Here is a 26209-nt window from a genome sequence, read left to right as displayed (position 1 = left end):
GTGTAAGATTCCTGTTTTTTATAACTGAAGTGGATTTTTTCTGGCTGAGACCAGACTTGTGTTCGGCGGGTGAAAACTATTGTTGTCACCCGCTAGGGCGGTATTCATCCTTTATTCATGCGCTTCACCCACTTCATCACCACCACAAAAAACACCGGCACAAACACCACCGCCAGTGTCGCCGTGATCATCCCGCCAATCACCCCGGTGCCGATCGCTTGTTGGCTCGCCGAACTGGCTCCGGTGGCAATCGCCAACGGCACCACGCCAAGGATAAACGCCAGTGAAGTCATCACAATCGGCCGCAAACGCAAGCGGGCGGCTTGCAAGGTTGCGTCGATCAGATCATGGCCTTCGTCATAAAGGCTCTTGGCGAACTCGATGATCAGGATCGCGTTCTTCGCCGACAGTCCGATGATGGTGATCAGCCCGACCTTGAAGAACACGTCGTTGGGCATTCCGCGAAAGGTCACGGCCAGCACGGCGCCGAGCACACCCAGCGGCACCACCAACAGCACCGACGTCGGAATCGACCAACTCTCATACAACGCCGCCAGACACAGAAACACGATCAGCAGCGACAAGCCGAGCAGAATCGGCGCCTGACTGCCGGACAAACGTTCCTGCAATGACAACCCGGTCCACTCCTGACCCAACCCCGCCGGGCCGAGCGCAACCAGCCGCTCGATTTCCGCCATGGCTTCACCGGTGCTGTGACCGGGTGATGGCTCGCCGGAAATGGCAATCGCCGGGTAGCCGTTGTAACGGGTCAATTGCGCCGGCCCCTGAATCCATTTCGCTTGAACAAACGCCGATAACGGCACCATCTTCCCGGCATCGTTACGCACGTGGATCTTCAGCAGGTCGGCGACCTGGCTGCGCTGATCGCCTTCAGCCTGGACCACCACCCGTTGCATCCGTCCCTGATTGGGGAAGTCGTTGATGTAGGCCGAACCGACCGCCGTGGACAGCACGTTGCCCACGTCGGCAAACGATACGCCGAGCGCGTTAGCCTGTTTGCGGTCTACTTCCAGCTGCACCTGCGGCGCTTCGGCCAGCGCGCTTTCGCGCACGTTCATCAGGATCGGACTTTTCTCGGCGGCGGTGAGCAATTCGCTGCGCGCTTTCATCAGCGTGGCATGACCCAGGCCACCACGGTCCTGCAAGCGAAACTCGAAACCGCTGGAGGTGCCGAGACCGTCAACCGGCGGCGGCAGCACCGAGAAGGCCACGGCATCCTTGATCTGGCTCAGCGCGATGTTGGCGCGGTCGGCGATGGAACTTGCCGAGTCGTCGCTGCCCCGATCCGACCAATCCTTGAGCGTGGTAAATGCCAGTGCGGCGTTCTGCCCGCTGCCGGAAAAACTGAAGCCGAGAATCACCGTGCTGTCGCCCACACCCGGTTCCGTGGCGTTGTGCGCTTCAATTTGCTCGACGACCTGCACCGTGCGGTTTTTGCTCGCGCCCGGTGGCAGTTGGATGTCGGTGATGGTGTAGCCCTGGTCCTCAACCGGCAGGAACGAGGAGGGCAGGCGACTGAAGCACAAGCCCAGCCCGATTAGCAGCACGCCGTAGATCAGCAGATATCGGCCCGTGCGTTTCAGCGCATAGGCGACCCAGCCTTGATAACGCGCGGTCAACCGCTCGAAACCACGGTTGAACCAACCGAAGAAACCGGTTCTCTCGTGGTGCTCGCCCTTGGCAATCGGCTTGAGCAGCGTCGCGCACAACGCCGGGGTCAACGTCAGAGCAAGGAACGCCGAGAACAGGATCGAGGTGGCCATCGACAGCGAGAACTGGCGGTAAATCACCCCAACCGAACCTTGCATGAACGCCATCGGAAGGAACACCGCCACCAGCACCAGGGTGATGCCGATGATCGCCCCGGTTATCTGCGTCATGGCTTTGCGCGTCGCCTCTTTGGGCGACAGGCCCTCGGTGGCCATGATCCGCTCGACGTTCTCCACCACCACAATGGCGTCGTCCACCAGAATGCCGATGGCCAGCACCATGCCGAACATGGTCAACACGTTGATCGAGAAGCCCAGCGCCAGCATGGTCGCAAAGGTGCCCATCAGCGCCACCGGCACCACCAGCGTCGGGATCAGCGTGTAGCGGATGTTCTGCAGAAACAGGAACATCACCGCAAACACCAGCAGCATCGCCTCGCCAAGGGTGTAAACCACTTTGGTGATCGAGACTTTGACGAAAGGTGAAGTGTCGTACGGAATCTTGTATTCGACGCCTGCCGGGAAATAGCGCGCCAGTTCATCCATCTTCGCCCGCACCAGGGTCGCGGTGCTCAGGGCATTGGCGCCCGGCGCCAACTGCACACTGACGGCGGTGGACGGCTTGCCGTTCAGGCGCGTGCCGAACTGATATTCCTGGCTGCCGATCTCGACTCGCGCCACATCCTTGATCCGGACGGTGGAACCGTCGGGATTGGCTTTCAGGACGATGTCGGCGAACTCTTCCGGCGTCGACAATTGGCCTTTGACCAGAATGGTCGCAGTGATTTCCTGGGTGGTGCGCGTCGGCAAATCACCGATGCTGCCGGCCGAGACCTGAGCATTCTGCGCGACGATGGCGGCGTTGACGTCGGCCGGGGTCAGGTTGAAACCGATCAGCTTCTGCGGGTCGATCCAGATGCGCATCGCCCGTTCGGCGCCATACAGTTGGGCCTTGCCGACACCGTCGAGACGCTTGATCTCGTTCATGACGTTGCGCGCCAGATAATCACTGAGCGCCACATCATCGAGCTTGCCGTCGCTGGAGGTCAGGGTGATCAGCAACAGGAAACCGGCGGAGACTTTCTCCACCTGCAAGCCTTGCTGATTGACCGCTTGTGGCAGACGCGACTCCACGACTTTCAAGCGGTTTTGCACATCAACCTGGGCCATTTCAGGGTTGGTACCCGGCTGGAAAGTGGCTTTGATGGTGGCGCTGCCAAGGCTGCTCTGGGATTCGAAATACAGCAGATGATCGGCGCCGTTGAGCTCTTCCTCGATCAGGCTGACCACGCTCTCGTCGATGGTCTGCGCCGAGGCGCCAGGATACACGGCGTAGATTTCGATCTGCGGCGGCGCGACATCGGGGTATTGCGCCACCGGCAATTGCGGAATGGCCAGCGCGCCGGCCAGCAGGATGAACAAGGCAACCACCCAGGCGAACACCGGGCGATCGATAAAGAACTGCGGCATAAAAAGCGTCCTGCTTACTGACCAGAAACCTGGGCAAGTGGAAGAGGGGTGTTGTCGATCTGGACTTTTTCACCGGGCTTGGCGTGTTGCAGGCCTTCGGTGACGATGCGGTCGCCGGGTTTGAGGCCGCCAGTGACGATCCAGCGATCGTTCTGCACCGCGCCCAGTTCGACCGGTTGCTGGCCGATGCGCTGCTCGGCGTCGAGCACCAGCACTTGGGCGATACCGGCGCTGTCACGCTGAATGGCCCGTTGCGGAACGCTGATGCCTTGCTGGTTCACCGCTTGCTCCAGGCGCACCCGCACGAAGCTGCCCGGCAGCAAATCGAGGTCCGGGTTGGGGAATTCGCTGCGCACGATGATCTGGCCGGTGCCCGGGTCGACGGTAATGTCGGTGAACAGCAATTTGCCCGGCAGCGGGTAGAGGCTGCCGTCATCCTGAATCAGCGTGGCCTTGGCCTGACCCTGGCCCACTTCTTTCAATTGGCCTGAGCGGAAGGCGCGGCGCAGGTCGTTGAGTTCGCGGGTTGATTGGGTCAGGTCGGCGTGAATCGGGTTCAGCTGCTGAATCAGTGCCAGTGGCGTGGTTTCGTTCTGCCCGACCAGTGCGCCTTCCGTCACCAGCGCACGGCCGATGCGCCCGGAAATCGGCGCGGTGACGGTGGCGTAACCGAGGTTGAGTTTCGCCCGGTCCACGGCGGCTTTGTTGGCGGCGACGTCGGCGGCGGTTTGCCGGGCGCTGGCCCGGGCGTTGTCGTAATCCTGACCGCTGATGGCGTTGCCTTCGATCAACTGGGCATAACGCTGTTCTTGCAGTTTGGCCTGGAAGGCGTTGGCCTCAGCCTTGCGCAAGGATGCTTCGGCGCTGTCCAGGTCTGCCTTGAACGGCGCCGGGTCGATACGAAACAGCACGTCGCCTTTTTTCACGTCGCTGCCTTCGCGAAAGGCGCGTTGCAACACGACGCCGGCAACCCGTGCACGCACTTCGGCAATCCGTGGCGCGGCAATCCGCCCGCTCAATTCGCTGGTGATCGACAAGGGCCGGGCTTCGATGGTTTCGACGCGGACCGTGGCCAGAGGCGCCTGTTCTTCGGCGCTTGAGGACTTGTCACAAGCGCTTAGTGTCAATGCCAAAGCCATCAGGCTGAGCTTGGCAAGCAGGTTCTTTGACATGTAAATACCCCAATAATGACTGCCCGCATCCTACGGGGAGGCGAGGAGAGTAGCGGTGAAGCTTTGTTGGTGCTGTGTGAAATTGTGTAAGGGTTTTACTCACGGGCGGGCGCGGGCGTATATCCTTGGCCGCTTGAAACTTTTTGCGACGGTCATACCGCCATCGCCAGCAGGCTAGCTCCCACAGTAGATTGGGGATGTTCACAAAATCTGTGCTCACATCAAATCCCTGTGGGAGCTAGCCTGCTAGCGATGGCGGCCTGACAGGCGCCACTGCACTTTCTGGAAACACCCCATGCCCAACATCCTCCTGGTCGAAGACGACACCGCGCTCTCCGAACTGATTGCCAGCTACCTGGAGCGCAATGGCTATTGCGTCAGTGTGATCAGCCGTGGCGACCACGTGCGTGAGCGGGCGCGGGTCAATCCGCCGGACCTGGTGATCCTCGACTTGATGCTGCCGGGGCTCGATGGCCTGCAAGTCTGCCGGTTGCTGCGGGCGGATTCGGCGACATTGCCGATCCTGATGCTGACCGCCCGCGACGACAGCCACGACCAGGTGTTGGGCCTGGAAATGGGCGCCGACGATTACGTCACCAAACCCTGCGAGCCCCGCGTGTTGCTGGCCCGCGTGCGCACGCTGTTGCGCCGCAGCAGCCTCAGCGAACCGCAGACCGCCAACGACCGCATCCTCATGGGCAACCTGTGCATCGACCTGTCCGAGCGCACCGTGACCTGGCGCGAACAACTGGTCGAACTGTCCAGCGGCGAATACAACCTGCTGGTGGTGCTGGCCCGGCATGCCGGCGAAGTGCTGAGCCGCGACCAGATCCTGCAACGCCTGCGCGGCATCGAATTCAACGGCACCGACCGCTCGGTGGACGTGGCGATTTCCAAGTTGCGGCGCAAGTTCGACGACCACGCGGGCGAGGCGCGCAAGATCAAGACCGTGTGGGGCAAGGGCTACCTGTTCAGCCGTTCCGAGTGGGAATGCTGAGACGATGTTCAGGATCCTGTTTCGCCTCTACCTGGTGATGATCGTTTCGTACAGCGCGGCGATCTACCTGATGCCGGACCTGGTGATCAAGGTATTCCATGAGCGGTTTGTCACCTACAACCTCGATTATTCGCGCGGGCTGCAAACCCTCATCGTCAAACAGTTCCACGCCGTGCCCGAAGCGCAGTGGCCGGCGCTGGCGAGCGAGATGGACAAGGAATTCGCGCCGCTGCACATCGTCCTGACCCGCCATGACGACCCCGATTTCACCCTCGATGAACGCCAGCGTTTGCAGCGTGGCGAGAACGTCGTGCGCATCGGCGACTGGGGCTGGCGCACCCTGGCCGTGGCGCCGTTGAACAAGACGACGGTCGTGCAAATGGTCGTGCCGCCGGACCCGATGGACGTCAGCCTGTTGTACTGGAGCATCAACGTCCTGATTGGCGCGACGATGCTCGCCTGCCTTTTGCTGTGGCTGCGCCCGCACTGGCGCGACCTGGAACGCCTCAAAGGCACCGCCGAACGCTTCGGCAAAGGCCACCTCGACGAGCGCACGCAGATTTCCCCGCACTCCAACATCGGCAGCCTGGCCAACGTCTTCGACACCATGGCCGGCGATATCGAAAACCTGCTCAACCAGCAACGCGACCTGCTCAACGCCGTCTCCCACGAACTGCGCACGCCACTGACGCGGCTGGACTTCGGCCTGGCCCTGGCGCTGTCCGACGACTTGCCGGCCGCCAGCCGCGAACGCCTGCAAGGGCTGGTCGCGCACATTCGTGAACTGGACGAGTTGGTGCTGGAGTTGCTGTCCTACAGCCGCCTGCAAAACCCGGCGCGGCTGCCGGAGCAGGTCGAAGTGTCGCTGGATGAGTTTATCGACAGTATTTTGGGCAGCGTCGATGAAGAGCTGGAATCGCCGGACATCGTGATCGATGTAGTGCTGCATGGGCAGCTCGAACGCTTTGTGCTGGATCCGCGACTGACCGCTCGCGCGATTCAAAACCTGCTGCGCAATGCGATGCGCTACTGCGAAAAGCGCATTCAGATTGGCGTGCAGGTGTGCGCGAAGGGTTGCGAAATCTGGGTCGATGACGACGGCATCGGTATTCCCGATGATGAACGCGAGCGGATATTCGAACCGTTCTATCGACTGGACCGCAGCCGCGACCGGGCAACGGGTGGGTTTGGCCTGGGGCTGGCGATCAGCCGTCGAGCGCTGGAAGCGCAGGGCGGCACGCTGACCGTCGAATCGTCGCCGTTGGGTGGTGCACGGTTCCGATTGTGGCTCCCCACCTCAGCCTGACGCACGTGGTGTAGCAGCTGCCCTGTGGCGAGAGGATTTATCCCCGTTCGGCTGCGAAGCAGTCGTAAATCCAGACAACTCGGTCTGTCTGAACGGACGCTGGGGGCCGCTTCGCAGCCCAACGGGGATAAATCCCCTCACCACAACGGCAGCTGCTACAGGGGGTTAGCCCGGTACTTCAGTGGAGGAAATCAACCCAACCCCAGCCACCTGCATCCGCTCGATCGCCGCTGCCAATGATCCGTCCAGATCAATCGCCCGGCACGCATCCATCACCACAAACGCATTGAACCCTGCCGCCCGTGCATCCAGCGCCGAGAACATCACGCAAAAATCCAGTGCCAGTCCGACCAGGTAAACGGTGTCGATGCCGCGTTCTTTCAAATAGCCGGCCAGCCCGGTGGTAGTCGTGCGATCCGCTTCCAGAAACGCCGAATAACTGTCGATGTCCGGATTACAGCCTTTGCGGATGATCAATTGTGCGTGGGGCAGGTCCAGATCCTTGTGCAACTCGGCCCCGGTCGTCGCCCGAACACAATGGTCCGGCCACAGCGTTTGCGCGCCGTAAGGCAACTGAATCACATCGTAAGGCTGGCGGCCAGGGTGGCTGGAGGCGAACGAGGCGTGGCCCGGCGGGTGCCAGTCCTGGGCGATGATGACTTGTTTGAACTGGCCGCCGAGTCGGTTGATCAAGGGCACGATCAGGTCACCCTCAGGCACCGGCAGTTGGCCGCCGGGAATGAAGTCGTTCTGTACGTCGATGACCAGCAAGGCTGTGCGAGAAGCGTTGGGCATGGTTAGGTTCCTCCTTGGAAAACGGACGCCAAGCATAGGACAACTTCGCTCACGCGCTAAGTCGGCTGCGCAATAACTTCGCCATGCTCTCCAGTTCCGCCGCCGGGTTATGCCCGATCAGCATCCACGCGTGCTCCATGTCCGCCCAATACACCACGTTCATCCTGTGCCGAATCTCATGGGTGAAATGCCGGCTGCCACTGTTGGAGCGCTTGGCGCACAAGGCTATCGGACCATGCGACGGATCCAGATAAGTAATCTGCGCGATGGGCATGCCGTCGTACTCGAGGATTTGCGCACGCTTCAATTCGGACCGAGGCAGGGCCAGTTGCGCAGGCGTAAGGTTCAGGCCCAGACGCGCGTCGATGGTGCGCAATTGCGCCCGTTGCGAAGCTTCGTCGACGGGCAAGTGCTCCAGGGTTTGCGGCACGTACAGCGACATATAGTCGGCGACCAGGCCCCGCCAATTGCTCTTTTCCTGGCTCATTTGCCAGCCAAGAAACAAACGATCCGCTACCACACCGCCCACCACCAGGCTCGCCGCAGCGGCAAGGAACCAGCGTCGATTCAGGGCCGGGCGTTCAGGTGTGGGTAAGGTGTCGAGCATCGACTGCAAGCGGTCGACGGGCGCCTGCTGAGCCAGTTCGTCGTAGGCTTCTTTGAACGGCAGGCTGCTGCGGGCCAGCCATTGCAGGCGCAGGTTGAGTGTCGAGTCTTCAGCAATGGCCGCGTCGATGCGGGTGCGCTGGTCGGCATCAAGTTGATCGTCGAGGTACGCCACCAGTTGCTCGTCCGTGGGTGTCGTTCGGTCGTTCATCGACGTTCTCCCGTGAAAGGGTTCGGTACTGTGTGCAGCGGCGGATATTCCGCCAGCTTCACCCGGGCAGTGGCGAGGCGGCTCATGACGGTGCCGATGGGCACTTGAAGCACATCGGCGACTTCGCGATACGACAAGCCTTCGACATACGCCAGGTACACCGTCTCGCGTTGGGCCTCGGGCAGAGCGTCGACGCGGCGGATGACCTGGGCGGCGAGCACATGGGTCTGCGCCACGGATTCACCGTCAAACGACAACTGGCTATCGGCATCGACCAGGCCCTGTCCCTGGCGCACCCGCCGGGAGCGCACTTCGTTGAGCCAGATCGAGTGCAGAATGCTCAACAGCCAGCGGTCCATGCGAGTGCCTGGGACAAACTGCCCGGCACGTTCAAGCGCCCGAACGCAGGTGGCTTGCACCAGGTCTTCGGCGACATGTCGTTGCCGGGACAGCAGCAGGCCGTAACGCCATAAACGCGTCAGATGCTGGCCCAGTTCTGCTCGTATTGTCTGATCGCTGGCGATGGCGACCTCCATCTGTTCGGTGTGTCAGGTTTTCGATGAATCGTTGATGGCGTCGGCCAGGTCCTGGTATTCCTCGCACGTGCTGCCACAGATCGATTTGATCTGCTGCAACTGCTCTTGCGCCAGGTCCAGCCGACCTTTGATCACGTAGGCCTCGCCGAGGTATTCACGCACTTGCGCATACCGAGGATCGAGTTTGACCGATTGCAGGTAATAACCGATGCCTTCGTCGGTGCGCCCCAGTTTACGCGTGGCGTAGCCACGATAGTTAAGGGCCTTGGCGGTATTGGGATTCTTGAGCGTGTCGAGCAGCGCCAGGGCTTCTTCGTAACGACCGTCCTTGGCCAGGCGATAAGCGTAATCGGTGCGGTCGGCGTCCGGAACCAGGCTGCTGGTCTGCATCACGCACTTCTGCGACTTGGTGTCGAAAACCTGGCCTTTGGGGCAGTTGGGTTTGGCAGGGGCGTCATCGTCGCCATCGGCCAGGGCCAGCGAGCCGGACAATGCCACGGCAAGCAACAGCGGGGCGGCGGCGAAAACAGCAAGACGGATGTTCATGAACAAGGCTCCGCAGTTGAATTCATTTCAGTTTGAACCACGCCCGGGCAGCATCCGGCGCAAGGTGTTGTCGCGCAAGCCGTAATGGTGAACCAGTGCCATGACCGCATGGAGACCGGCCAGTATGATGATGGCCCAAGCCACTTGTTCGTGCAGGCCGCCGAAGACCGAACGCATGCTTTTGTCGAACGTCAGCAGAGTTGGGACATCGAACAGGCCGAAAAAGTTGAACGGTTCTGCCTGAGCCCAGCGAAACACGAAACCCAGCACAATCTGGCTCAACAACAAAGCATAGAGCGCCCAGTGCGCGGTCGTCGCGAGCATATTCATCACGCCCCGGTTGGCGGATGGCAGCCGACGCCCACGGGACAGGCGCCAGAGCAGTCGGCCGATCACGATCACGGCCAACAAGATGCCGCAGGAAATGTGCAGCGCCTGCAATTCCTTGCGCAGCGGCGTGCCTTTTTCCAGTTGCTGCCAGACCTGTGCGCTGGCGAACAGGCCAATCACCAGCAGGGCGGTCAGCCAGTGCAGGCTCATGGTGAGGCGGTCGTAACGGGGCGGTGAATTGGGGTTCAGGTTGTTCACGGGCAATTCTCATGGAGTGTTGATTGGAGAACACCGCAGGGTGAACAATTATTCATTTCTTTGGCAGGGAAAGCGCAAATCGAGGCGCTATGCTCGACAGCATTCGTTGTCGATCGGGAGCACTGTCATGAAAGATCAGGTCCATCATTCTGCCGCCGCGGGCTATAAAACCGCCGCCGACACTTATGTACGCGGGCGGCCGGATTATCCACCACAAGTGGCCGAGTGGCTGAGCGAGACCCTGGGTTTGAATGCGGACACCACCGTCATCGACTTGGGCGCGGGCACCGGTAAATTTACCGGACGACTGGTGGCGACCGGCGCGCAGGTGATTGCGGTGGAGCCGGTGGCGCAGATGCTTGAAAAACTGACGCTGGCCTTCCCGGACGTTTTGGCAGTCAGTGGCACGGCGACGGATCTCCCACTGCCCGATGCCTCGGTGGATGTGGTGGTCTGCGCCCAGGCCTTTCACTGGTTTGCCAGCACCGAAGCGCTGACCGAAATCGCCCGGGTCCTCAAGCCCGGCGGCAAGCTGGGCCTGGTGTGGAACCGGCGGGACACCAAGGTGAGTTGGGTGCCGAAACTGGATGCGATCGTCAATGCGCTGGAAGGCGATACGCCGCGCTATTACACGGGAGCCTGGCGTCGGGCCTTTCCTCATCCGGCGTTCGGGCCGTTGCAGGCGCAGCATTTCAGCCATGGGCACACGGGAGCGCCGGAGGATGTGATTTTCAATCGGGTGCGCTCGACCAGTTTTATTGCGGCGTTGCCTGAAGAGCAGCGCAAGATCGTGGATGAACAGCTGCACGCGTTGATAGCCGGGGAACCTGAGTTGCGCGGGAAGGATGTGGTGACCGTGCCGTATGAAACTGTGGCGTTTGTGGCGGTGAAGGGCAGTTGATTCAGCGGTGCGGCCTTCGCGAGCAAGCCCGCTCCCACAGGGGATCTGTGACGTTCACAAATCCCCTGTGGGAGCGGGCTTGCTCGCGAAGAGGCCGGCCCATCCACTTAAGATTCATGAGCCAGTCCCGCTTTTGGCCGAACCACTGCCTTACTCCCCACCTTGATGCCTTGTTATAGTCCGGGCCTCATTTCTACCCCGGTAAAGGATCACTGCCATGTCTCAGTACACCGCGTTCACCGTTGAACTGGCCGATAAAATCGCCCATGTGCAGATTAACCGCCCGGAAAAGATCAATTCGATGAACGCCGCGTTCTGGAGCGAGATCATCGAGATTTTCCAGTGGATCGACGACACCGACGAAGCCCGGGTGGTGGTGCTCAGTGGCGCCGGCAAGCACTTTTCCTCCGGCATCGATCTGATGATGCTGGCCGGGGTGGCCAATGAACTGGGCAAGGACGTCGGCCGCAATGCGCGCCTGCTGCGTCGCAAAATCCTCGCCCTGCAAGCGTCCTTCAATGCCGTCGATAATTGCCGCAAGCCCGTGCTGGCAGCGATTCAGGGTTATTGCCTGGGCGGCGCCATTGACCTGATTGCCGCCTGCGACATGCGTTACGCCGCTGAAGACGCGCAATTCTCGATCAAGGAAATCGACATCGGCATGGCCGCCGACGTGGGCACTTTGCAACGCTTGCCGCGGATCATCGGTGACGGCATGCTGCGTGAACTGGCTTACACTGGTCGCACCTTCGGCGCCGAGGAAGCGCGCAGCATCGGTCTGGTCAATCGCGTTTACAGCGACAATGCCAGCCTGTTGGACGGAGTGATGGGCATTGCCCGGGAAATCGCCAGCAAGTCGCCGATTGCGGTCACCGGCACCAAAGAGATGATCAGCTACATGCGCGACCACCGCATCGACGACGGCCTCGAATACGTCGCCACCTGGAACGCTGCCATGCTGCAATCCACCGATTTGCGCGTGGCCATGGCCGCCCATATGAGCAAACAGAAACCCGAATTTCTGGATTGATTAAACATGACTTCACGCTGGACCACTGCAGTACTGGACACCGATCAACCCGGCGGTTGGGCCGTGGCCCGCAGCCCCGAAGGCTTTCTGTTCGATGACAATGGCGCGCTGTTCCCTCGCGAATGGCTCAAGCGCCAGGACCTGTCGATCCTGGCCGAGCATGGCATCGGTCACCTGGATGGCGAACCGGTCTATCTGCTGGAATTGCGCAGTCACAGCGACGTGCCGGGCTGCAACTGGAAAGGCCTGCGGGCGTTCATGCTTGACGGCGATCACACGGTGTACAAGGTGCTCGGTTATGCCGCGCAGATTGGCACCTGGTACCGCGAGCATCGCTTTTGTGGCAACTGTGGCCAGGCGGCGGCGCAAGTGCCCCGTGAACGGGCGATGTACTGCGAGCCGTGTGATTTGCGTTATTACCCGCGCATCTCGCCGAGCATGATTGTGCTGGTGACCCGGGGTGATGAAGTGCTGCTGGCCCGTTCGCCGCGCTTTGTGACTGGGGTCTACAGCACGTTGGCCGGGTTTGCCGAACCCGGTGAGTCAGCCGAGGATTGCCTGATTCGCGAAGTGCGCGAGGAGGTGCAGATCGAGGTCAAGAACATCCAGTACCTGGGCAGCCAGTGCTGGCCGTTCCCGCACTCGATGATGCTCGGTTTTCACGCCGAATACGCTGGCGGCGAGATTGTCTGCCAGGAAGACGAGATCGAAGACGCCCAGTGGTTCAACGTGCATGAGTTGCCGCCTTTGCCGGCGTCGCGCTCGATTGCCCGTTACCTCATCGACGTCTACGTGGCGCGGCGCTTAGGCCACGCTGAACCAGTGTTGCCAGGCTAACCGCACGGTCAGGCCCAGCACCACGGTGATGAACACCGGGCGAATAAACTTCGCGCCGCCGCTGATGGCGGTGCGAGCCCCGAAGAACGCGCCGACCATCACCGACAGGCCCATGCTCAGGCCGATGATCCAGTCCACCTGCCCGGAAAACACGAACACCGACAGCGCCGCGATGTTGCTGACGAAGTTCATGCTGCGCGCGACGCCGCTGGCCTTCACCAGGTCAATCGGATACATCAGCATACTGCTGACGGTCCAGAACGCGCCGGTGCCCGGACCGGCCACGCCGTCGTAGAAACCGAGGCTGAAGCCTTGGGTCGATTGCCACTTTTTCTTGATCGGTGCGTCGCTGTCCAGCGGCGCTTTTGGCGTGCCGCCGAACAACAAATACAGGCCACAGGCGAACACGATCACCGGGAGCATTTTGTTCAGCCATTCGGCGGGCAGGTAATGCGCGACCACGGCGCCGGTCAGCGCACCGACCAGCGTGCCGACGATGGCGTGCACCCACTGCCTTGGATGGAACAGCTTGCGGCGGTAGAAGGTGAAACTGGCGGTGGCGGAGCCGAAAGTCGAACTCAGTTTGTTGGTGCCCAGCACCAGGTGCGGCGGCAGGCCGGCGGTCAACAGCGCCGGAGTGGTCAGCAGACCGCCACCGCCGGCAATGGCGTCGATAAAACCGGCAATGAAAGCGACGAAGGCCAGAATGGCCAGAGTGGTGAGGTCAACGCTGAGTTCGAAAGGCATGGAAATCTGCTTATTCGGCGGGGTGCAGCAAGGGGCTGCGGGGAAGGGCCGATATCTTACCTATATCCGACTTCTGCGGCGACTGGTCTGGCCTCTTCGCGGGCAAGCCTCGCTCCTACGGGATTTATGTCGTCCGACCAGTTTGTGATCACCACAATCCCGTAGGAGCGAGGCTTGCCCGCGATGACTGACTTCCAGACGCTACATCACTGGCTGGAAGGCCCATTCCCGATCTGCCATACAAACGGCGGCTCGGTCCCGTTGATCGTCCAGTCCCCGACAATCCGCGCCTTGTAGATCAGCGGATTGTGCGACGACACCGTCCGCGCATTGCGCCAATGCCGATCCAGCGATTTCCCCTCGCGAACATCCGAAGCCCCCAGCGCATTGAACAACTGGGTGGTCGCCCGCAGTATCAGCTCGGAAACCACCCCCTGTGCCTTGGCCGACTCGATTTCCGCCGCGACATTCGCTGCCCGCTCCAGCACTTCATCACCCGAAAACCGCGCCAGATACGCCCGTTGCGCCGGTTCCGCAGCCTTCAAGGCACTCGCTTCTGCGGCATACACCCATGCCGCGATGTCCCCGACCACTTGCTGAACCTGGGCATCCTGGCTGACATGCTGAGCATTGCCATGACTGTAAATGCGTTTGCGCTCGCGCACCTGATGCGCCACGTCGCGCAATGCCGCGCGGCCGATCCCGGCCAGGGTGGCCAGCAACACTAGTTGATAAAACGCAGTCTGGTATTTGAAGCGGGTGGCGAAGTCGATGATGTTCTCGGCGTCCACTTCGGCGTCGATAAACCGCGAGGTGCCGCTGCCGGTGGTGCGTTGGCCGAAACCGTCCCAGTCATCGCTCTGCACGATCCCGGGCTGGCGGGTGCGGACCGCGGCAATCACATCGCCGCCGGTGTCGCTACGCTGGGCGTACACGTCGATCCAGTCGGAAAACAGGCTGCCGGTACTGTAGAACTTTTCACCATTGAGTCGCCATTGATCACCGTGGAGCGAGACTTTGGTGATGACGTCGCCGATGGCCACGCTGCCAATTTCGGTCCAGGCATTGCCAACGATGTCACCGTCGACAAAGCGCTTGAACCACAAATCCCGGCCCGGTCCCGGAGACGAGTTCAAGCGGTCCTCGACAAAGGCGAAATGCCCGCGCAGGGCCTGGGGCACATTGGAATCGGCTTCGGCCAGTTCGATCAGCAATTCGAACAGTTGCGGCACGGACGCGCCGCCACCGCCATATTCCACCGGCACCCGTACGGCGCCGAAGCCGGCGTCCTTGAGCCATTGAATCGGCTCGAAGGGCAGGCTGCGGGACTGTTCTCGCCCCACAGCGCCGGCGGCGATGCGTTGGAAGATCGGGCGGAATCTTGAGGCCAACGCCTCATAGTCAGTGCCAATGGACAGAGGGTTGATGATCTGGTGTTCGGTCATGGGAGGGTTCCTTGGGCAGTGAATGGCAAGGAGGGATTGCACGGACCATGCCTGGCGCTTCAGGCCAGGTTTTGCGCGACATGGTCGCTGTTCAGAAGTGCCCAACTGTTGCCCAGCCAACAGCGCATCCGCAAATTGCCCCGGACACACCGACATCTGTGGCGAGGGAGCTTGCTCCCGCTGGGCTGCGCAGCGGCCCCAGAATTTTTGTGAGCGCTGCGCACTCAAGCGGGATCAAGCTCCCTCGCCACAGTTCTCTCACAAGTAACCAGCACTGGCACGGTTGCTGCTCCGACCCAAGGACTTCCCAACGTCCCAAGGACAAGCCAATGAGTCAGCAATCCGTCAAATTTGCCTACTGGGTGCCGAACGTCAGCGGCGGGCTGGTGGTCAGCAAGATCGAACAACGCACCCACTGGGGCATCGATTACAACCGCAAGCTGGCGCAACTGGCTGAAGAGGCCGGGTTCGAATATGCCCTGACCCAGATTCGTTTCACCGCCGGTTACGGTGCCGAGTTCCAGCACGAGTCGGTCGCCTTCAGCCATGCGCTGCTGGCCTCAACCACCAAACTGAAGGTGATCGCCGCGATCCTGCCGGGGCCTTGGCAACCGGCATTGGCGGCCAAGCAACTGGCGACCATCGATCAACTGACTAACGGCCGGGTCGCGGTGAATATCGTCAGCGGCTGGTTCAAGGGCGAATTCCAGGCGATTGGCGAACACTGGCTCGAGCACGACGAGCGTTATCGCCGTTCCGAAGAATTCATTCGCTCACTCAAAGGCATCTGGTCTCAGGACAACTTCACCTATCGTGGTGACTTTTATCGCTTCGACAACTACAGCCTCAAGCCCAAGCCACTGGGCCAGCCGGAAATATTCCAGGGCGGCAGTTCCCGCGCAGCCCGGGACATGGCCGCGCGGGTGTCGGACTGGTACTTCACCAACGGCAACACGCCTGAAGGCATCAAGGCTCAGGTCGACGACATCCGCTTCAAGGCGGCAGCCAATCATCACTCGGTGAAAATCGGTGTGAATGCGTTTGTCATCGCCCGCGACACGGAAGAAGAGGCCCGGGCAGTCTTGGCGCAAATCATCGATCAGGCCGATCCGGAAGCAGTGAGTGCCTTTGGTGACGCGGCAAAGCAAGCGGGCAGGGCGTCACCAGAGGGCGAGGGCAACTGGGCGAAATCGACGTTTGAGGATCTGGTGCAATACAACGATGGCTTCAAGACCAACCTGATCGGCACGCCGCAACAGATTGCCGAGCGCATCGTGGCGTTGAAAGCGGTGGGCGTGGACCTGGTGCTGGCGGGGTTCCTGCACTTCCAGGAAGAAGTGGAGTATTTCGGCAAGCGGGTGTTGCCGTTGGTGCGGGAGCTTGAAGCGAAAGCAGCTATCAAGAAGCAGACGGCTGTCGTCTGAACACAATAGATCCCTGTGGGAGCGGGCTTGCCCGCGATAGCGGAGTGACAGACAACATCATCGTTGAATGTCAGTCAGTCATCGCGGGCAAGCCCGCTCCCACAATGGATTTAGGTGAAGTTACAGGCCCAGGTCGGACAGGCTTGGGTGATCGTCAGGGCGACGCCCCAGCGGCCAGTGGAACTTGCGGTCGCTTTCCTTGATCGGCATGTCGTTGATGCAGGCAAACCGGTTGGCCATCAAGCCGTTCTCGTCGAACTCCCAGTTTTCGTTGCCGTAGGAACGGAACCAGTTGCCCGAGTCGTCGTGCCATTCATAGGCATAACGCACTGCAATGCGGTTGTCGGTGAAGGCCCAGAGTTCCTTGATCAGGCGGTAATCCAGTTCCTTGGCCCATTTGCGGGTCAGGAAACCTTTGGCTTCTTCGCGGTTGTAGGCGAACTCGGCGCGGTTTCGCCACTTGGTGTCCAGAGTGTAGGCCAGCGACACGCGTTCCGGATCACGGGAGTTCCAGCCGTCTTCGGCCAGGCGAACTTTTTCGATGGCCGATTCACGGGTGAAGGGCGGCAATGGCGGACGAACTTCTGCGTTAGACATTTAACGTCTCCCTCTCAAATTAAAGTTCAAGCAAGTTGTCGGGCTTGGTTCAAGTGTTACAGGTCCAATAACTTTCGCGCCATGCATTGCGCATTATCGGCGGCACTGTGATCACCCATCACAAGCGCTACGGTAATGGCACCGTCGATCAGGATCAGCAGCTGTTTGGCCAACGTCTCCGGGTCGGTAGCGCCATGTTCGGTGCAGAGCTCGCGCACGTAGTCGAGCAGCTTCTGTTTGTGGTCTTTGGCGACCAGGCGGACCGGGTCTTGCGGGTCGCCGGTTTCGCCGCTGGTGTTAATGAATGCGCAGCCACGGAAGCCTTCGGAGGCGAACCAGGCCTTGAGCACGGCAAACAGGTTAAGGAGGCGGTCGGCCGGGGTTTCAGCCTGATCGACTTCACTTCTGTACCAGTGCATCCAGCGCACGTCGCGGCGTTGCAGGGCGGCGACGGTCAGCTCCTCCTTGTTGGCGAAGTAGCGGTAGATACTTTTTCTGGAGACGCCGGCGGTTTTCACCAGAAGATCCATCCCGGTGGCGGCGATGCCACTTTTATAGATCAACTTTTCGGTGACATCCAGAATGATGTCGCGTGTGTCGTTGCTTGTGATTTCGTTCATGCGGCAAACAGTAGAACGATCGTTCTCCTTGGTCAAGCAAATATTTTTTGGCGATTAGAAAGCCATCGCTAGCAGGCTAGCTCCCACAGGGGAATGCATTTCAAATGTGGGAGCTAGCCTGCTAGCGATGGGGACAGCACAGACACCAGCAAGACCCAAGCCCATCCATGGTGTAAGCTCTCGGACTCTTCGGAATTGACCCATTGCGAGCCCTATGCCGTCGCTTTTCAAACGCTCTCTGCTGCCTAAACTGCGCAGTTTTCCGCTGACCGCCGATGCCGTCACCATTCTTTCCGGCGCTGCCGAGTTCCGTCGTTGCCTGCTGGAAAAAATCGCCAGCGCCACCCAGCGCATCTACATCGTCGCGTTGTATCTGCAGCAGGACGAGGCCGGCCAGGAAATCCTTGATGCCTTGCACGCCGCCAAACTGGCGCGTCCAGAACTGGACGTGGTCGTGGTGGTGGACTGGCTGCGCGCCCAGCGTGGCTTGATCGGTGCCGGCAAGCAGCCGGGCAACTCCGCCTGGTATCAAGAGGCGACGCGCACCCACGAAAGTGTTGTGCCGGTTTACGGCGTGCCGGTGCAGACCCGCGAGCTGTTTGGCGTGCTGCATTTGAAAGGCTTCGTGATCGACGACTGCGTGATCTACAGCGGCGCGAGCCTGAACAACGTTTACCTGCACAAATTCGACAAGTACCGCTACGACCGTTATCACCTGCTGCGGAACGCCGCATTGGCTGATTCCATGCAGCACTTGATCCAGCACGGTCTGGTCGCCTCCAAAGCGGTGCATCGCCTCGACCTGCCGAACCTGCCGACCACCCGCAGCCTGCGCAACGACATCGGCGATTTGCGCAGCCGCCTCAAGCACGCGGCGTACGACACCACCGCCGGCAGTACCGCGAAAGGCGGTTTGTCGGTGAGTCCGCTGCTCGGTGTGGGCAAGAACAACCCGTTGAGTCGGGTGATCTGCGAACTGATCGCCAGCGCTCAGCATCAGTTGACCATCTGCACCCCGTACTTCAACCTGCCGCTACCGGTGACCCGGGAAATCAACCGGGCCCTGGGCCGTGGCGTGAAGATCGACATCGTGGTCGGCGACAAGACCGCCAACGACTTCTACATTCCGCCGAGCGAGCCGTTCAAGGTGATTGCGGCGCTGCCTTATCTCTACGAGATCAGCCTGCGACGCTTCGCCAAACGGCACCAACACAGCATCGACAGCGGCAAGCTGAACCTGCATTTGTGGAAAGACGGCGACAACACCTATCACCTTAAAGGCATGTGGATCGACAAGCGCTACACCTTGCTGACCGGTAATAACCTCAATCCACGGGCGTTCCGTCTTGACCTGGAAAACGCGCTGTTGATCGATGACCCGAAAGGCGAACTGCTGGAGCCGCGCAGTAAGGAGCTGGAGGAGATTTTCCAGAACACCACGCGCATCCAGCGTTATCAGGATCTGGAGACGCTGCTGGAATACCCGGCGGCGGTGGCCAAGTTCCTCAAGCGCGTCAGCCGGGTGCGGATCGAGCGGTTGCTCTATCGCATTCTGTAAGGCTCAGTGTTGCCGGGGTTGTGGCCATAGCGCCACCAGCAGCAACAGCGCAGCGGCAACCAGGTAGGGCAGGCGCGGTTCGATGTCGTAGATCAATGTCGCGGCCAGCGGCCCGATAACCACGCCAAAGCCCTGCGCGGCGCCAATGGAGCCGGCGGTGGCGCCTTGTTCCGAGGCATCGACCGCGTTGGCCGCCAGTGCGGCGAACGACGGAAAGATCAGGCCCATCCCGCCCGCCGACACGAAAAAGCACAGCCACAACCCCCATGCTGTATCCGCCAGGATGCTGCCGGCAAAGCCCACGGCCGCCACCAGCGCGCCCGCGCGGATGAGCCGCAGCGGCGGCCATTCGAGCCGGCGCACCACCAGTTGCGAACAGATCAACGCGAAACCGACCATGGTCAAGGCAATGCCAGCGGTTTGCGCGGCATCGGCCGGGCTCATGCCGAGACGGTCGAGGGCGAAGAAACCGACGGTGATCTGCGCAATCGACACACAGAGCATCGCCACGAACGCGACGGCCATCGGGCGGCGTAGCCGTGGATCGTTCAGATGAACCTTGCGCGGCGCTTGCCGCAGGTGCAGTTCCTGACCCTTGAGCTTGTAGTGCAGCACCACGAACGCCAGCAACGGCAGGACCGCCATGGCATAGAACGGCAAGCTCAGGCTGAAGCGCGACAACAACGCCGCAATCGCCGGTCCGATCACCAGGCCGCAGGCGTTAGCCGCGCCCAAGGCAGCCATGGCTTTGGCTCGGTGTTGCGGCTCGATGTTATCGGCGATCAACGCGTTGCCACCCACCGGAATCGCGGCATAGAACACGCCGATCAGGCCGCGTCCGATCATCAACCCGATAAACCCCAGCAGCGCTGATGGCAGAAACCGCAACGAGGCGTCGATGAACAGGCACAAGGCCCAGTAGGCGAGGGTGAAGCCGGCCGTGGCGATCAGCAGGATCCGTCGCCGGCCATAGCGGTCACTGGCCTGGCCCCACGGACGGGCGAGCAACATCCAGATCACCCCGGACACCGTCACCGCCGCGCCGGCCTGCCAGGTGGCCAGGCCCAACACCCGAGCGATCGGCCCGATCAGGGAGACGAACGCCATCATCGACATGGAACAGGCCATGTTGGCGACCATGAGTGGGCGCAGGTCGAAGGCAGGGGTGGTCATGGTGAGTCTTCCGTGAGCTTTTGTTATTGGCGGGGGATGTTAGCGCGGGTTATGTGCAAGGTAGGAGGAATATTGGTGAGCGTGATAATGCCTTCGCGGGCAAGCCTCGCTCCTACAGTTGACGCATTCCCCTGTAGGAGCGAGGCTTGCCCGCGAAGGGGCCCGCCAAAACGCTACAAAATCCTCAGTTCAAACCCAGCTTCCCACGCAAAGTGGACAAATCCTCAGCCAACGTATTCACCGGCCCAACCAACGCCTTGCGGTCGTTATCTTTCACTTTGTCATACGTCTCAAACCCGCCATCCCTGGTTTTGTATTTGGCCAGAATCTTGTTCACGCTGGCGAAGTTCTTGTCGACCTTGGCAATAAACGCCGCGTCCTGCTTCTCGATCTGCGGACGGAACAGGTCGACGATTTTCTTCGCGCCGTCGATGTTGCCCTGGAAGTCGTACAGGTCGGTGTGGCTGTAGCGATCTTCTTCACCGGAGATCTTGGTGGCCGCCACTTCTTCCAGCAGCGCAGCAGCACCGCCTACCACTTTCTCAGGTGGGAAGGTCAGGCCGGCGACGCGGGTTTGCAGGTCTTTGACGTCTTTGTTCAAGCCATCGGCCAGTTCATTGAGGCCCTTGGTGCTGTTCTCCGAGAACAGCGAATACTCGATGCGGTGGAAACCGGTGAAGTCTTCGGCTTTCACGCCTTTTTCGTGGTCATCGACGCGCGAGTCGATGGACGCATCGAGGTCACTGAACAGCTCGGCAATCGGCTCGATCGACTCGTAGTAAACCCGGGTCGGCGCGTAGAGTTTCCTGGCGGTGGCCAGATCACCTTTTTTCACGGCATCGGTGAACTGCTGGGTGTGGCTGGCCAACTCATCCAGTTGCTCGGTGACGTAGATTTTGTAATCGGAAATCGGCTGCACCAGCTCCAACGGCGCCGTCGCCGCGAAAGCCGAAAGCGGGGTATTGAGCAAGCCAAGGGTCAGCAATAACGCGAGTGGCGACTTTTTCATGGGACGGTTCCGTGTGGGGGTTGATCAGGTGTTTGTTTTGGGTGAGGTAGCGTCAAGCAGCGAGCGACCGATGAAGTCCTTGTCGCCCGTTACACCCGGCAGGGTGAAGAAGTAACCGCCGCCGACCGGCTTGAGGTATTCCTCTAACGGCTCGCCGTTGAGTCGGGTCTGCACGGTGATGAAGCCTTTTTTTAGATCGGCCTGGTAGCAGATGAACAGCAAGCCCATGTCCAGCTGCCCGTTTTTGTTCACGCCGTTGGAGTAGTTGAACGGCCGGCGCAGGATCAGGTTGGCCTGGGTCGCGGCGGTGCGCGGGTTGGCGAGGCGGATGTGCGCGTCGAGCTTGGTCAGCTTGCCTTCCGGGTCCTTGGCATAGTCCGGGACCTGGGTTTCATGTTCGCCGCCCATGGGCGCGCCGGTGCTTTTGATGCGTCCGAGGATGCTTTCCTGTTCCTGCAAGGGCGTGCGGTCCCAGCGCTCGACGAAGTTGCGGATAATCCGCACCGCCTGGTAGCTGCCATTGGCCACCCACGCCGGTTCGTCGCTGCCCGGTTGCACCCAGACGATGCCGTCCATGGCCTTGACGTCGTTGGAATCCGGGTTCGCCGAGCCGTCGCGAAAACCGAGGAAATTGCGCGCGCTCTGCGCCGGCACACCGGGTTTCGCCGGGGCCTGAGGCGGCACGCTGCCTTCCTGTTTCCAACGCACCAGCAGCAGGTCCGGCAGGTTTTTCACGATGTCGCGCAGGGCGTGGATGTTGGTGTCGGTGGTGTTGGCGCAGAACTGCAGACTCAGGTCGCCGTGGCAGCAATCGGCTTCCAGCGCATCGTTGGGAAAACCGACCATGCGCATTAGCCGTTTCGGTTTGGCAGCGGCCAGGCCGAAGCGCTCGTCGAACAGCGAATCGCCCACCGACACGGTGATGGTCAGGTTGTCCGGCGTGACCACCGGGCCGAGGATTCCTGAATCCACCGGCGGCAGTTTCGGATCGACTTGCGCCACCGGGCCGCCCTGCATCAGGAACGCGATGCGCTCGTTGAGGGTGCGGAACAGCCGCTCCAGGTCCTCGCGATCACTGGCCAACACGTCGAACGAGACCAACATGCCGGACGCCGGACGCGGGGTAACGATGCCGGTCTGGTGCTGGCCGTGGAACGCGTGGCGGTCTTCGGTCTTGTCGCTGCTCGGCGCCTCGGTGACTTGCGCGGGGCTCGCGGCCATTGCCGGGCAACTCAGTGCGGAGCCTGCCAGCGCGACACCGGCGGCGCCCATGCCCATCAATACCCGGCGACGCTGGAGGTTGAAGTGTTCTGAATCGTTCATCGTTTTGAGTCTTCTGCTTAAAGGCCGGAGAGGCCGAGGGCGGGATCGATGGCGTCGAGTGCGTCGGCCAGGGCCTTGGTCTTGTCGGCGATCTGTTTGCGCTGTTCGGCGGTGACCGTGTCATAGGTCGCGTAGCCGTCCTTGACCTTCAGGCCATTAAGTTCGGCATCGAGCGCGGTGATCGCACCGTCGATCTTCGGCAGCAACTCGGCGGCAGACTTGGTCAACAACGGGCGCAACAGGTCGACAACTTTGCGCGCAGCAAAGAGGTTGGCGGCAAAACCGTTCAGGTCGATGTGGCTGTAGCGTTCTTCTTCGCCGCTGCTGGCGCGCACATCGGAGAGGCTGTTGAGATTGCGCACGACAATGCTCACCAGTTGCTCCGGTGGCAGCGACTGGGCGAGCAGTTGCTGCTTAAGCGTGGTGACGTCGTTGCTCAGGCGCTGGGCAACCGGCGTCAAGCCGTCGAGGTTGCGTTGCTGGAACAGCGCGTATTCGATCCGGTGGAAACCGCTGAAGGCCGGGTCCTGCTCGCGTTTCTCGAAGTAATCGGCGCGGGCGTTGATCGCGTTGTCCAGCTCGGCCAGACGCTGGGCAGCCGGCGCGATTCGTTGATAAGCGACGCGAGCGGGCACATATAGCGCTTGTGCCTGGCTCAGGTCGCCGGCGGCAATGGCTTGCTCAAGGGCGGCGACGGCTTTGATCAGTGCGCTGCCCTGGCTGCTCAGGTACACGCGGAATTCCGACAACGGCCCCACGAACGCGACCATCGACGGTTTGGCCTTGGCCGCCGCGTCGGAAGCGGCGGTCGGGGTCACGTGCAAAGTGCCGCGCGGGTTGCTCAGCAGTCCACAGGTGATCGCGTAGTCGCCGGGAAGCAGGTTGGCGTTGATGACCTGACTCAGGCCCGGCGCGATGTTCTCCCGTTCTTCGACTACCAGCACGCCGTCGAGGATTTCCCATTCAACGGCCCGGTCCGAACGGTTGACGATGCGAAAACTGGCGCGGCCCGCGGGAACGGTCAGCGCATTCGGCTCGCAGCTGTGCGCGTGAATGGTCACCACAACCTCATCGTGGTTGGTCTGGCGCTTGGCTGCCGCCATTTTCGAGGCGTAATAGAACAGGCCACCGGCGGCGATCATCACGATCACCGAACCGGCCACCGCCCAGCGCAAGGCGCGGGGAGGCAAGGCCTGGAGAGGGGCTTGATTTGGCATGGGTGCCCTTACTGGCTGGAAACGGAAGAGGGTTGTTCAGCGAGTGCGGGCGCAGGGAGAAAAAACATCACCAGCGCCACCACCAGGTAAATCAGATAGACCCCGAGGGTGCTGACCGTCGGCGCGTCCTGGTAACCGAACATGCCGGCCAGCACCGAACCTACCGGGCCGTCCATCGGCAGCGTCGCACTGAAATCGAAGAGCACGGTTTGCAGGTGATTCCACACCCCGGCCTCATGCAGCGCCTGTACCGAGTTGGCGAGAATGCCGGCCGCGACCACCAGGATGAACAGACCGGTCCAGCGGAAGAATGCGCCGAGGTTCAAGCGCATGCTGCCGGTGTAAATGAGGAACCCGACGATGACCGCAAGGATCAGGCCGAGGAGGGCGCCAATCGGCGCTGCCGGGCCTTCGCTCTGCTGGAACACCGCGAGCAGGAAGAACACCGTTTCCAGACCCTCGCGGGCCACAGCAAAAAACACCATGGCGATCAGCGCGGTCACCTGATGTTTGGAGCCGGTCAGCGCGTGATCGAGGGAGACGTGCAGCGAGTGCTTGATCGAACGCGCCACTTTGCGCATCCAGAACACCATGGAGCTGAGAATGCCGACGGCCACCAGGCCGACCACACCCTCAAACAGTTCCTGTTGCTTCTGCGGGAACTCGGCGCTCACCAGTTCCAGACCGCCGCCCACCAGCAGGGCCAGCGCAACGGCGAGGAACACGCCGATCCACACGGCGGGCATCCACTGGCCACGGCCGGTCTGCTTGAGGTAGCTGGCGATGATGCCAACGATCAACGCAGCTTCAATGCCTTCGCGCAGCATGATCAAAAAAGGGACAAGCATTCAGCACCGTCGCGAAATTAGATAGGGTGCTAATTTGTAACATAATGACACTCATTCTCAAATGGCATTCATTGGCATTTACCTGAACCTAACCTGAACAAATCAAAGATCACCCCGTACCTTTGTAGGAGCGAGGCTTGCCCGCGAAGAACGATTACGCGGTTTCAGGGCAAGACCGAGTCGCCTGCTTCGCGGGCAAGCCTCGCTCCTACAGGATTGGGTCGCTGTGCGCTAATATGCCGGCACTCAAACAAGTACAAGGCCCACCTCGCTCAATGTCGGAAAAAGACACCATCGCCATTCAACTGGTGCGTGAAGCGCTGTTGCAGAGCTGCGCCCCTGGAGCCGCCACCGACGAGGTGTTGAATAAGGTCGGCATCGATCCGGCGCTGCTGCACACCACCGATGCCCGGGTCCCGGCAACTGCCTATGCGCGGCTATGGCGCTTGCTCGCCCGGCGTGGGGATGACGAGTTTTTTGGCATGGACCCGCGCAAGCTCAAGTCCGGCAGCCTTGAGTTTCTCTGTCGCAGCTCGATGATCCAGCCGAGCCTGGCGGCCGGCCTGACCTCAGGCCTGAGTTTTCTGTCGTTGATGCTCGAACGCATGCCCGCGCAGTTGGTTCATCAGCAAAGCCTTGCGGAGATCGTGTTGCTGGAAGACGACCAGGACCCGCGCCGCGCCTTTACCTATTTCACTTACTGGATGATCGTGCATGGTGTCGCCTGTTGGTTGGCCGGGCGACGTATACCGATTCTGGCCATCGAACTGCGCTGCCCGGAGCCGGATTTCTGCGATGACTATCAGGTGATGTTCTCCGAAAACCTGCGATTCGATCGGCCTCGCACGCGGATGATTTTCTCGGCCGATTGCCTGGACCTGCCGATCAAGCGCAGCCCGGAAGAGCTCAAGCGGTTCCTGGCCCATGCGCCGGCGAACATTCTGGTCAAGTACCGCGACCCGGAAAGCCTGGCGAGCCGGATCAAGCATGATCTGAGACAACTGCCCGCCGAACAATGGCCGGAGACCGAACCGCTGGCGCAGCAACTGTGCATGTCGGCTTCGACCTTGCGCCGGCGGCTGGCGGAAGAAGGGCAGACGTATCAAGGGCTCAAGGACAGCGTGCGCAAGGAGCTGGCCATTGTGTGGCTGGCCGAGCCACACATTAGCTTCGCCGAAATCGCCACGCGGCTGGGGTTTGCGGATGCGAGTTCGTTCTACAAGGCGTTTCGCAAGTGGTCGGGGTCGAATCCGGGGCATTACCGGAGCTTGATCCTCAACGAAGCACACTGATCTGGATTCTGTGTTGACAGGGCTGACGCCATCGCGAGCAGGCTCGCTCCCACAGTGGGCTTTGGTGTGACATAGATAGTGTCCACACCACAAAACCCTGTGGGAGCGAGCCTGCTCGCGATGAGGCCCGGAAAGGCAACCCACCTCTTGAACCTTGGCCAAACCAGTCAGACAACTTGATAGCTTTGACCATTGCCCCGATCACCGCGCGGGGCGAGTATTTCTGTGATT

At 61.0% G+C, this 26209-nt stretch carries 24 protein-coding genes; 8 read left to right on the top strand and 16 right to left on the bottom strand.

Going from position 1 to position 26209, the window contains the following annotated elements:
• Positions 1 to 104 precede the first annotated feature (104 nt).
• On the bottom strand, positions 105 to 3200 hold the full coding sequence (locus ACA053_RS15175; protein WP_497392961.1) for a multidrug efflux RND transporter permease subunit: 3096 nt from the start codon (positions 3198 to 3200) through the stop codon (positions 105 to 107).
• A 14-nt stretch (positions 3201 to 3214) separates the two neighbouring features.
• On the bottom strand, positions 3215 to 4372 hold the full coding sequence (locus ACA053_RS15170) for an efflux RND transporter periplasmic adaptor subunit (protein ID WP_109631799.1): 1158 nt from the start codon (positions 4370 to 4372) through the stop codon (positions 3215 to 3217).
• Between the two features lie 295 nt (positions 4373 to 4667).
• On the opposite strand from ACA053_RS15170, the gene ACA053_RS15165 reads away from it, so the two are divergent.
• Both ACA053_RS15165 and ACA053_RS15160 read left to right on the top strand, forming a co-directional pair.
• Positions 4668 to 5369, top strand: a complete 702-nt coding sequence (locus ACA053_RS15165) for a response regulator (RefSeq protein WP_109631796.1) — start codon at positions 4668 to 4670, stop codon at positions 5367 to 5369.
• A gap of 4 nt (positions 5370 to 5373) precedes the next feature.
• The gene (locus ACA053_RS15160) at positions 5374 to 6675 is read left to right on the top strand and encodes an ATP-binding protein (protein ID WP_497392959.1); all 1302 of its coding nucleotides are present in this window, start codon (positions 5374 to 5376) and stop codon (positions 6673 to 6675) included.
• Between the two features lie 165 nt (positions 6676 to 6840).
• Here ACA053_RS15160 and pncA read toward each other — a convergent pair whose 3' ends face one another.
• Genes pncA through ACA053_RS15135 form a run of 5 tightly spaced genes read right to left on the bottom strand, consistent with a single transcriptional unit; the run spans position 6841 to position 9957 of the window.
• Positions 6841 to 7470 carry a bifunctional nicotinamidase/pyrazinamidase gene (gene pncA / locus ACA053_RS15155; RefSeq protein ID WP_497311628.1) on the bottom strand — a complete coding sequence of 210 codons (630 nt, stop codon included), beginning with the start codon at positions 7468 to 7470 and terminating at the stop codon, positions 6841 to 6843.
• 49 nt (positions 7471 to 7519) lie between these two features.
• Positions 7520 to 8287 (bottom strand): anti-sigma factor family protein, encoded by a 768-nt coding sequence (locus ACA053_RS15150; RefSeq protein WP_497392957.1) that lies wholly within the window; start codon positions 8285 to 8287, stop codon positions 7520 to 7522.
• Positions 8284 to 8823 carry an RNA polymerase sigma factor gene (locus tag ACA053_RS15145; RefSeq protein ID WP_178082307.1) on the bottom strand — a complete coding sequence of 180 codons (540 nt, stop codon included), beginning with the start codon at positions 8821 to 8823 and terminating at the stop codon, positions 8284 to 8286. Before ACA053_RS15145 ends, ACA053_RS15150 begins: the two co-directional genes overlap by 4 nt.
• Before the next feature lie 12 nt (positions 8824 to 8835).
• Entirely contained in the window at positions 8836 to 9369 is a 534-nt protein-coding gene (locus ACA053_RS15140; RefSeq protein WP_497392956.1) for a tetratricopeptide repeat protein, read from the bottom strand.
• A gap of 27 nt (positions 9370 to 9396) precedes the next feature.
• Positions 9397 to 9957, bottom strand: a complete 561-nt coding sequence (locus tag ACA053_RS15135) for a cytochrome b (RefSeq protein ID WP_497392955.1) — start codon at positions 9955 to 9957, stop codon at positions 9397 to 9399.
• 127 nt (positions 9958 to 10084) lie between these two features.
• Here ACA053_RS15135 and ACA053_RS15130 point away from each other — a divergent pair, with 127 nt between their 5' ends.
• From ACA053_RS15130 to nudC, 3 genes are all read left to right on the top strand, one after another.
• Complete coding sequence (locus tag ACA053_RS15130; protein WP_497392954.1) at positions 10085 to 10858, top strand: class I SAM-dependent methyltransferase; 774 nt, start codon at positions 10085 to 10087, stop codon at positions 10856 to 10858.
• 217 nt (positions 10859 to 11075) lie between these two features.
• A complete protein-coding gene (locus ACA053_RS15125; protein ID WP_461959001.1) occupies positions 11076 to 11888 on the top strand; it encodes a crotonase/enoyl-CoA hydratase family protein in 813 nt (270 codons plus the stop codon).
• A 6-nt stretch (positions 11889 to 11894) separates the two neighbouring features.
• A complete protein-coding gene (nudC, locus tag ACA053_RS15120; protein WP_497392953.1) occupies positions 11895 to 12725 on the top strand; it encodes an NAD(+) diphosphatase in 831 nt (276 codons plus the stop codon).
• Here nudC and ACA053_RS15115 read toward each other — a convergent pair.
• Positions 12693 to 13472, bottom strand: coding sequence for a TSUP family transporter (locus ACA053_RS15115; RefSeq protein ID WP_109631768.1), 780 nt, complete (start codon positions 13470 to 13472; stop codon positions 12693 to 12695). The genes nudC and ACA053_RS15115 overlap by 33 nt on opposite strands.
• Before the next feature lie 206 nt (positions 13473 to 13678).
• Positions 13679 to 14917: an acyl-CoA dehydrogenase family protein gene (locus ACA053_RS15110; RefSeq protein ID WP_497392952.1), complete on the bottom strand. Its 1239-nt coding sequence runs from the start codon at positions 14915 to 14917 to the stop codon at positions 13679 to 13681.
• Positions 14918 to 15246: 329 nt separating this feature from the next.
• On the opposite strand from ACA053_RS15110, the gene sfnG reads away from it, so the two are divergent.
• A complete protein-coding gene (gene sfnG, locus ACA053_RS15105; RefSeq protein ID WP_497392951.1) occupies positions 15247 to 16341 on the top strand; it encodes a dimethylsulfone monooxygenase SfnG in 1095 nt (364 codons plus the stop codon).
• A gap of 120 nt (positions 16342 to 16461) precedes the next feature.
• Here sfnG and ACA053_RS15100 read toward each other — a convergent pair whose 3' ends face one another.
• Both ACA053_RS15100 and ACA053_RS15095 read right to left on the bottom strand, forming a co-directional pair.
• Positions 16462 to 16938, bottom strand: coding sequence for a nuclear transport factor 2 family protein (locus tag ACA053_RS15100; RefSeq protein ID WP_497311618.1), 477 nt, complete (start codon positions 16936 to 16938; stop codon positions 16462 to 16464).
• A gap of 56 nt (positions 16939 to 16994) precedes the next feature.
• Positions 16995 to 17558: a TetR/AcrR family transcriptional regulator gene (locus ACA053_RS15095; protein ID WP_497311617.1), complete on the bottom strand. Its 564-nt coding sequence runs from the start codon at positions 17556 to 17558 to the stop codon at positions 16995 to 16997.
• 214 nt (positions 17559 to 17772) lie between these two features.
• On the opposite strand from ACA053_RS15095, the gene pssA reads away from it, so the two are divergent.
• A complete protein-coding gene (gene pssA, locus ACA053_RS15090) occupies positions 17773 to 19116 on the top strand; it encodes a CDP-diacylglycerol--serine O-phosphatidyltransferase (RefSeq protein WP_497392949.1) in 1344 nt (447 codons plus the stop codon).
• A 3-nt stretch (positions 19117 to 19119) separates the two neighbouring features.
• Here the strand turns inward: pssA and ACA053_RS15085 are convergent, their stop codons facing one another.
• The 5 genes from ACA053_RS15085 to efeU all read right to left on the bottom strand — a co-directional run bounded on the left by ACA053_RS15085 (position 19120) and on the right by efeU (position 24686).
• A complete protein-coding gene (locus ACA053_RS15085) occupies positions 19120 to 20289 on the bottom strand; it encodes an MFS transporter (protein ID WP_497392948.1) in 1170 nt (389 codons plus the stop codon).
• Between the two features lie 184 nt (positions 20290 to 20473).
• Positions 20474 to 21298, bottom strand: a complete 825-nt coding sequence (efeO, locus tag ACA053_RS15080) for an iron uptake system protein EfeO (protein WP_497392947.1) — start codon at positions 21296 to 21298, stop codon at positions 20474 to 20476.
• A 24-nt stretch (positions 21299 to 21322) separates the two neighbouring features.
• Positions 21323 to 22621 carry an iron uptake transporter deferrochelatase/peroxidase subunit gene (efeB, locus tag ACA053_RS15075; protein WP_497392946.1) on the bottom strand — a complete coding sequence of 433 codons (1299 nt, stop codon included), beginning with the start codon at positions 22619 to 22621 and terminating at the stop codon, positions 21323 to 21325.
• A 17-nt stretch (positions 22622 to 22638) separates the two neighbouring features.
• Positions 22639 to 23838, bottom strand: a complete 1200-nt coding sequence (gene efeO / locus ACA053_RS15070) for an iron uptake system protein EfeO (protein WP_497392945.1) — start codon at positions 23836 to 23838, stop codon at positions 22639 to 22641.
• 8 nt (positions 23839 to 23846) lie between these two features.
• Positions 23847 to 24686, bottom strand: a complete 840-nt coding sequence (efeU, locus tag ACA053_RS15065) for an iron uptake transporter permease EfeU (RefSeq protein ID WP_497392944.1) — start codon at positions 24684 to 24686, stop codon at positions 23847 to 23849.
• 275 nt (positions 24687 to 24961) lie between these two features.
• On the opposite strand from efeU, the gene ACA053_RS15060 reads away from it, so the two are divergent.
• Positions 24962 to 25978 carry an AraC family transcriptional regulator gene (locus tag ACA053_RS15060; RefSeq protein WP_497392943.1) on the top strand — a complete coding sequence of 339 codons (1017 nt, stop codon included), beginning with the start codon at positions 24962 to 24964 and terminating at the stop codon, positions 25976 to 25978.
• Positions 25979 to 26209 lie beyond the last annotated feature (231 nt).

The organism is Pseudomonas sp. LBUM1672, assembly GCF_059695655.1.
This window is presented reverse-complemented; position numbering and strand designations above follow the sequence as displayed.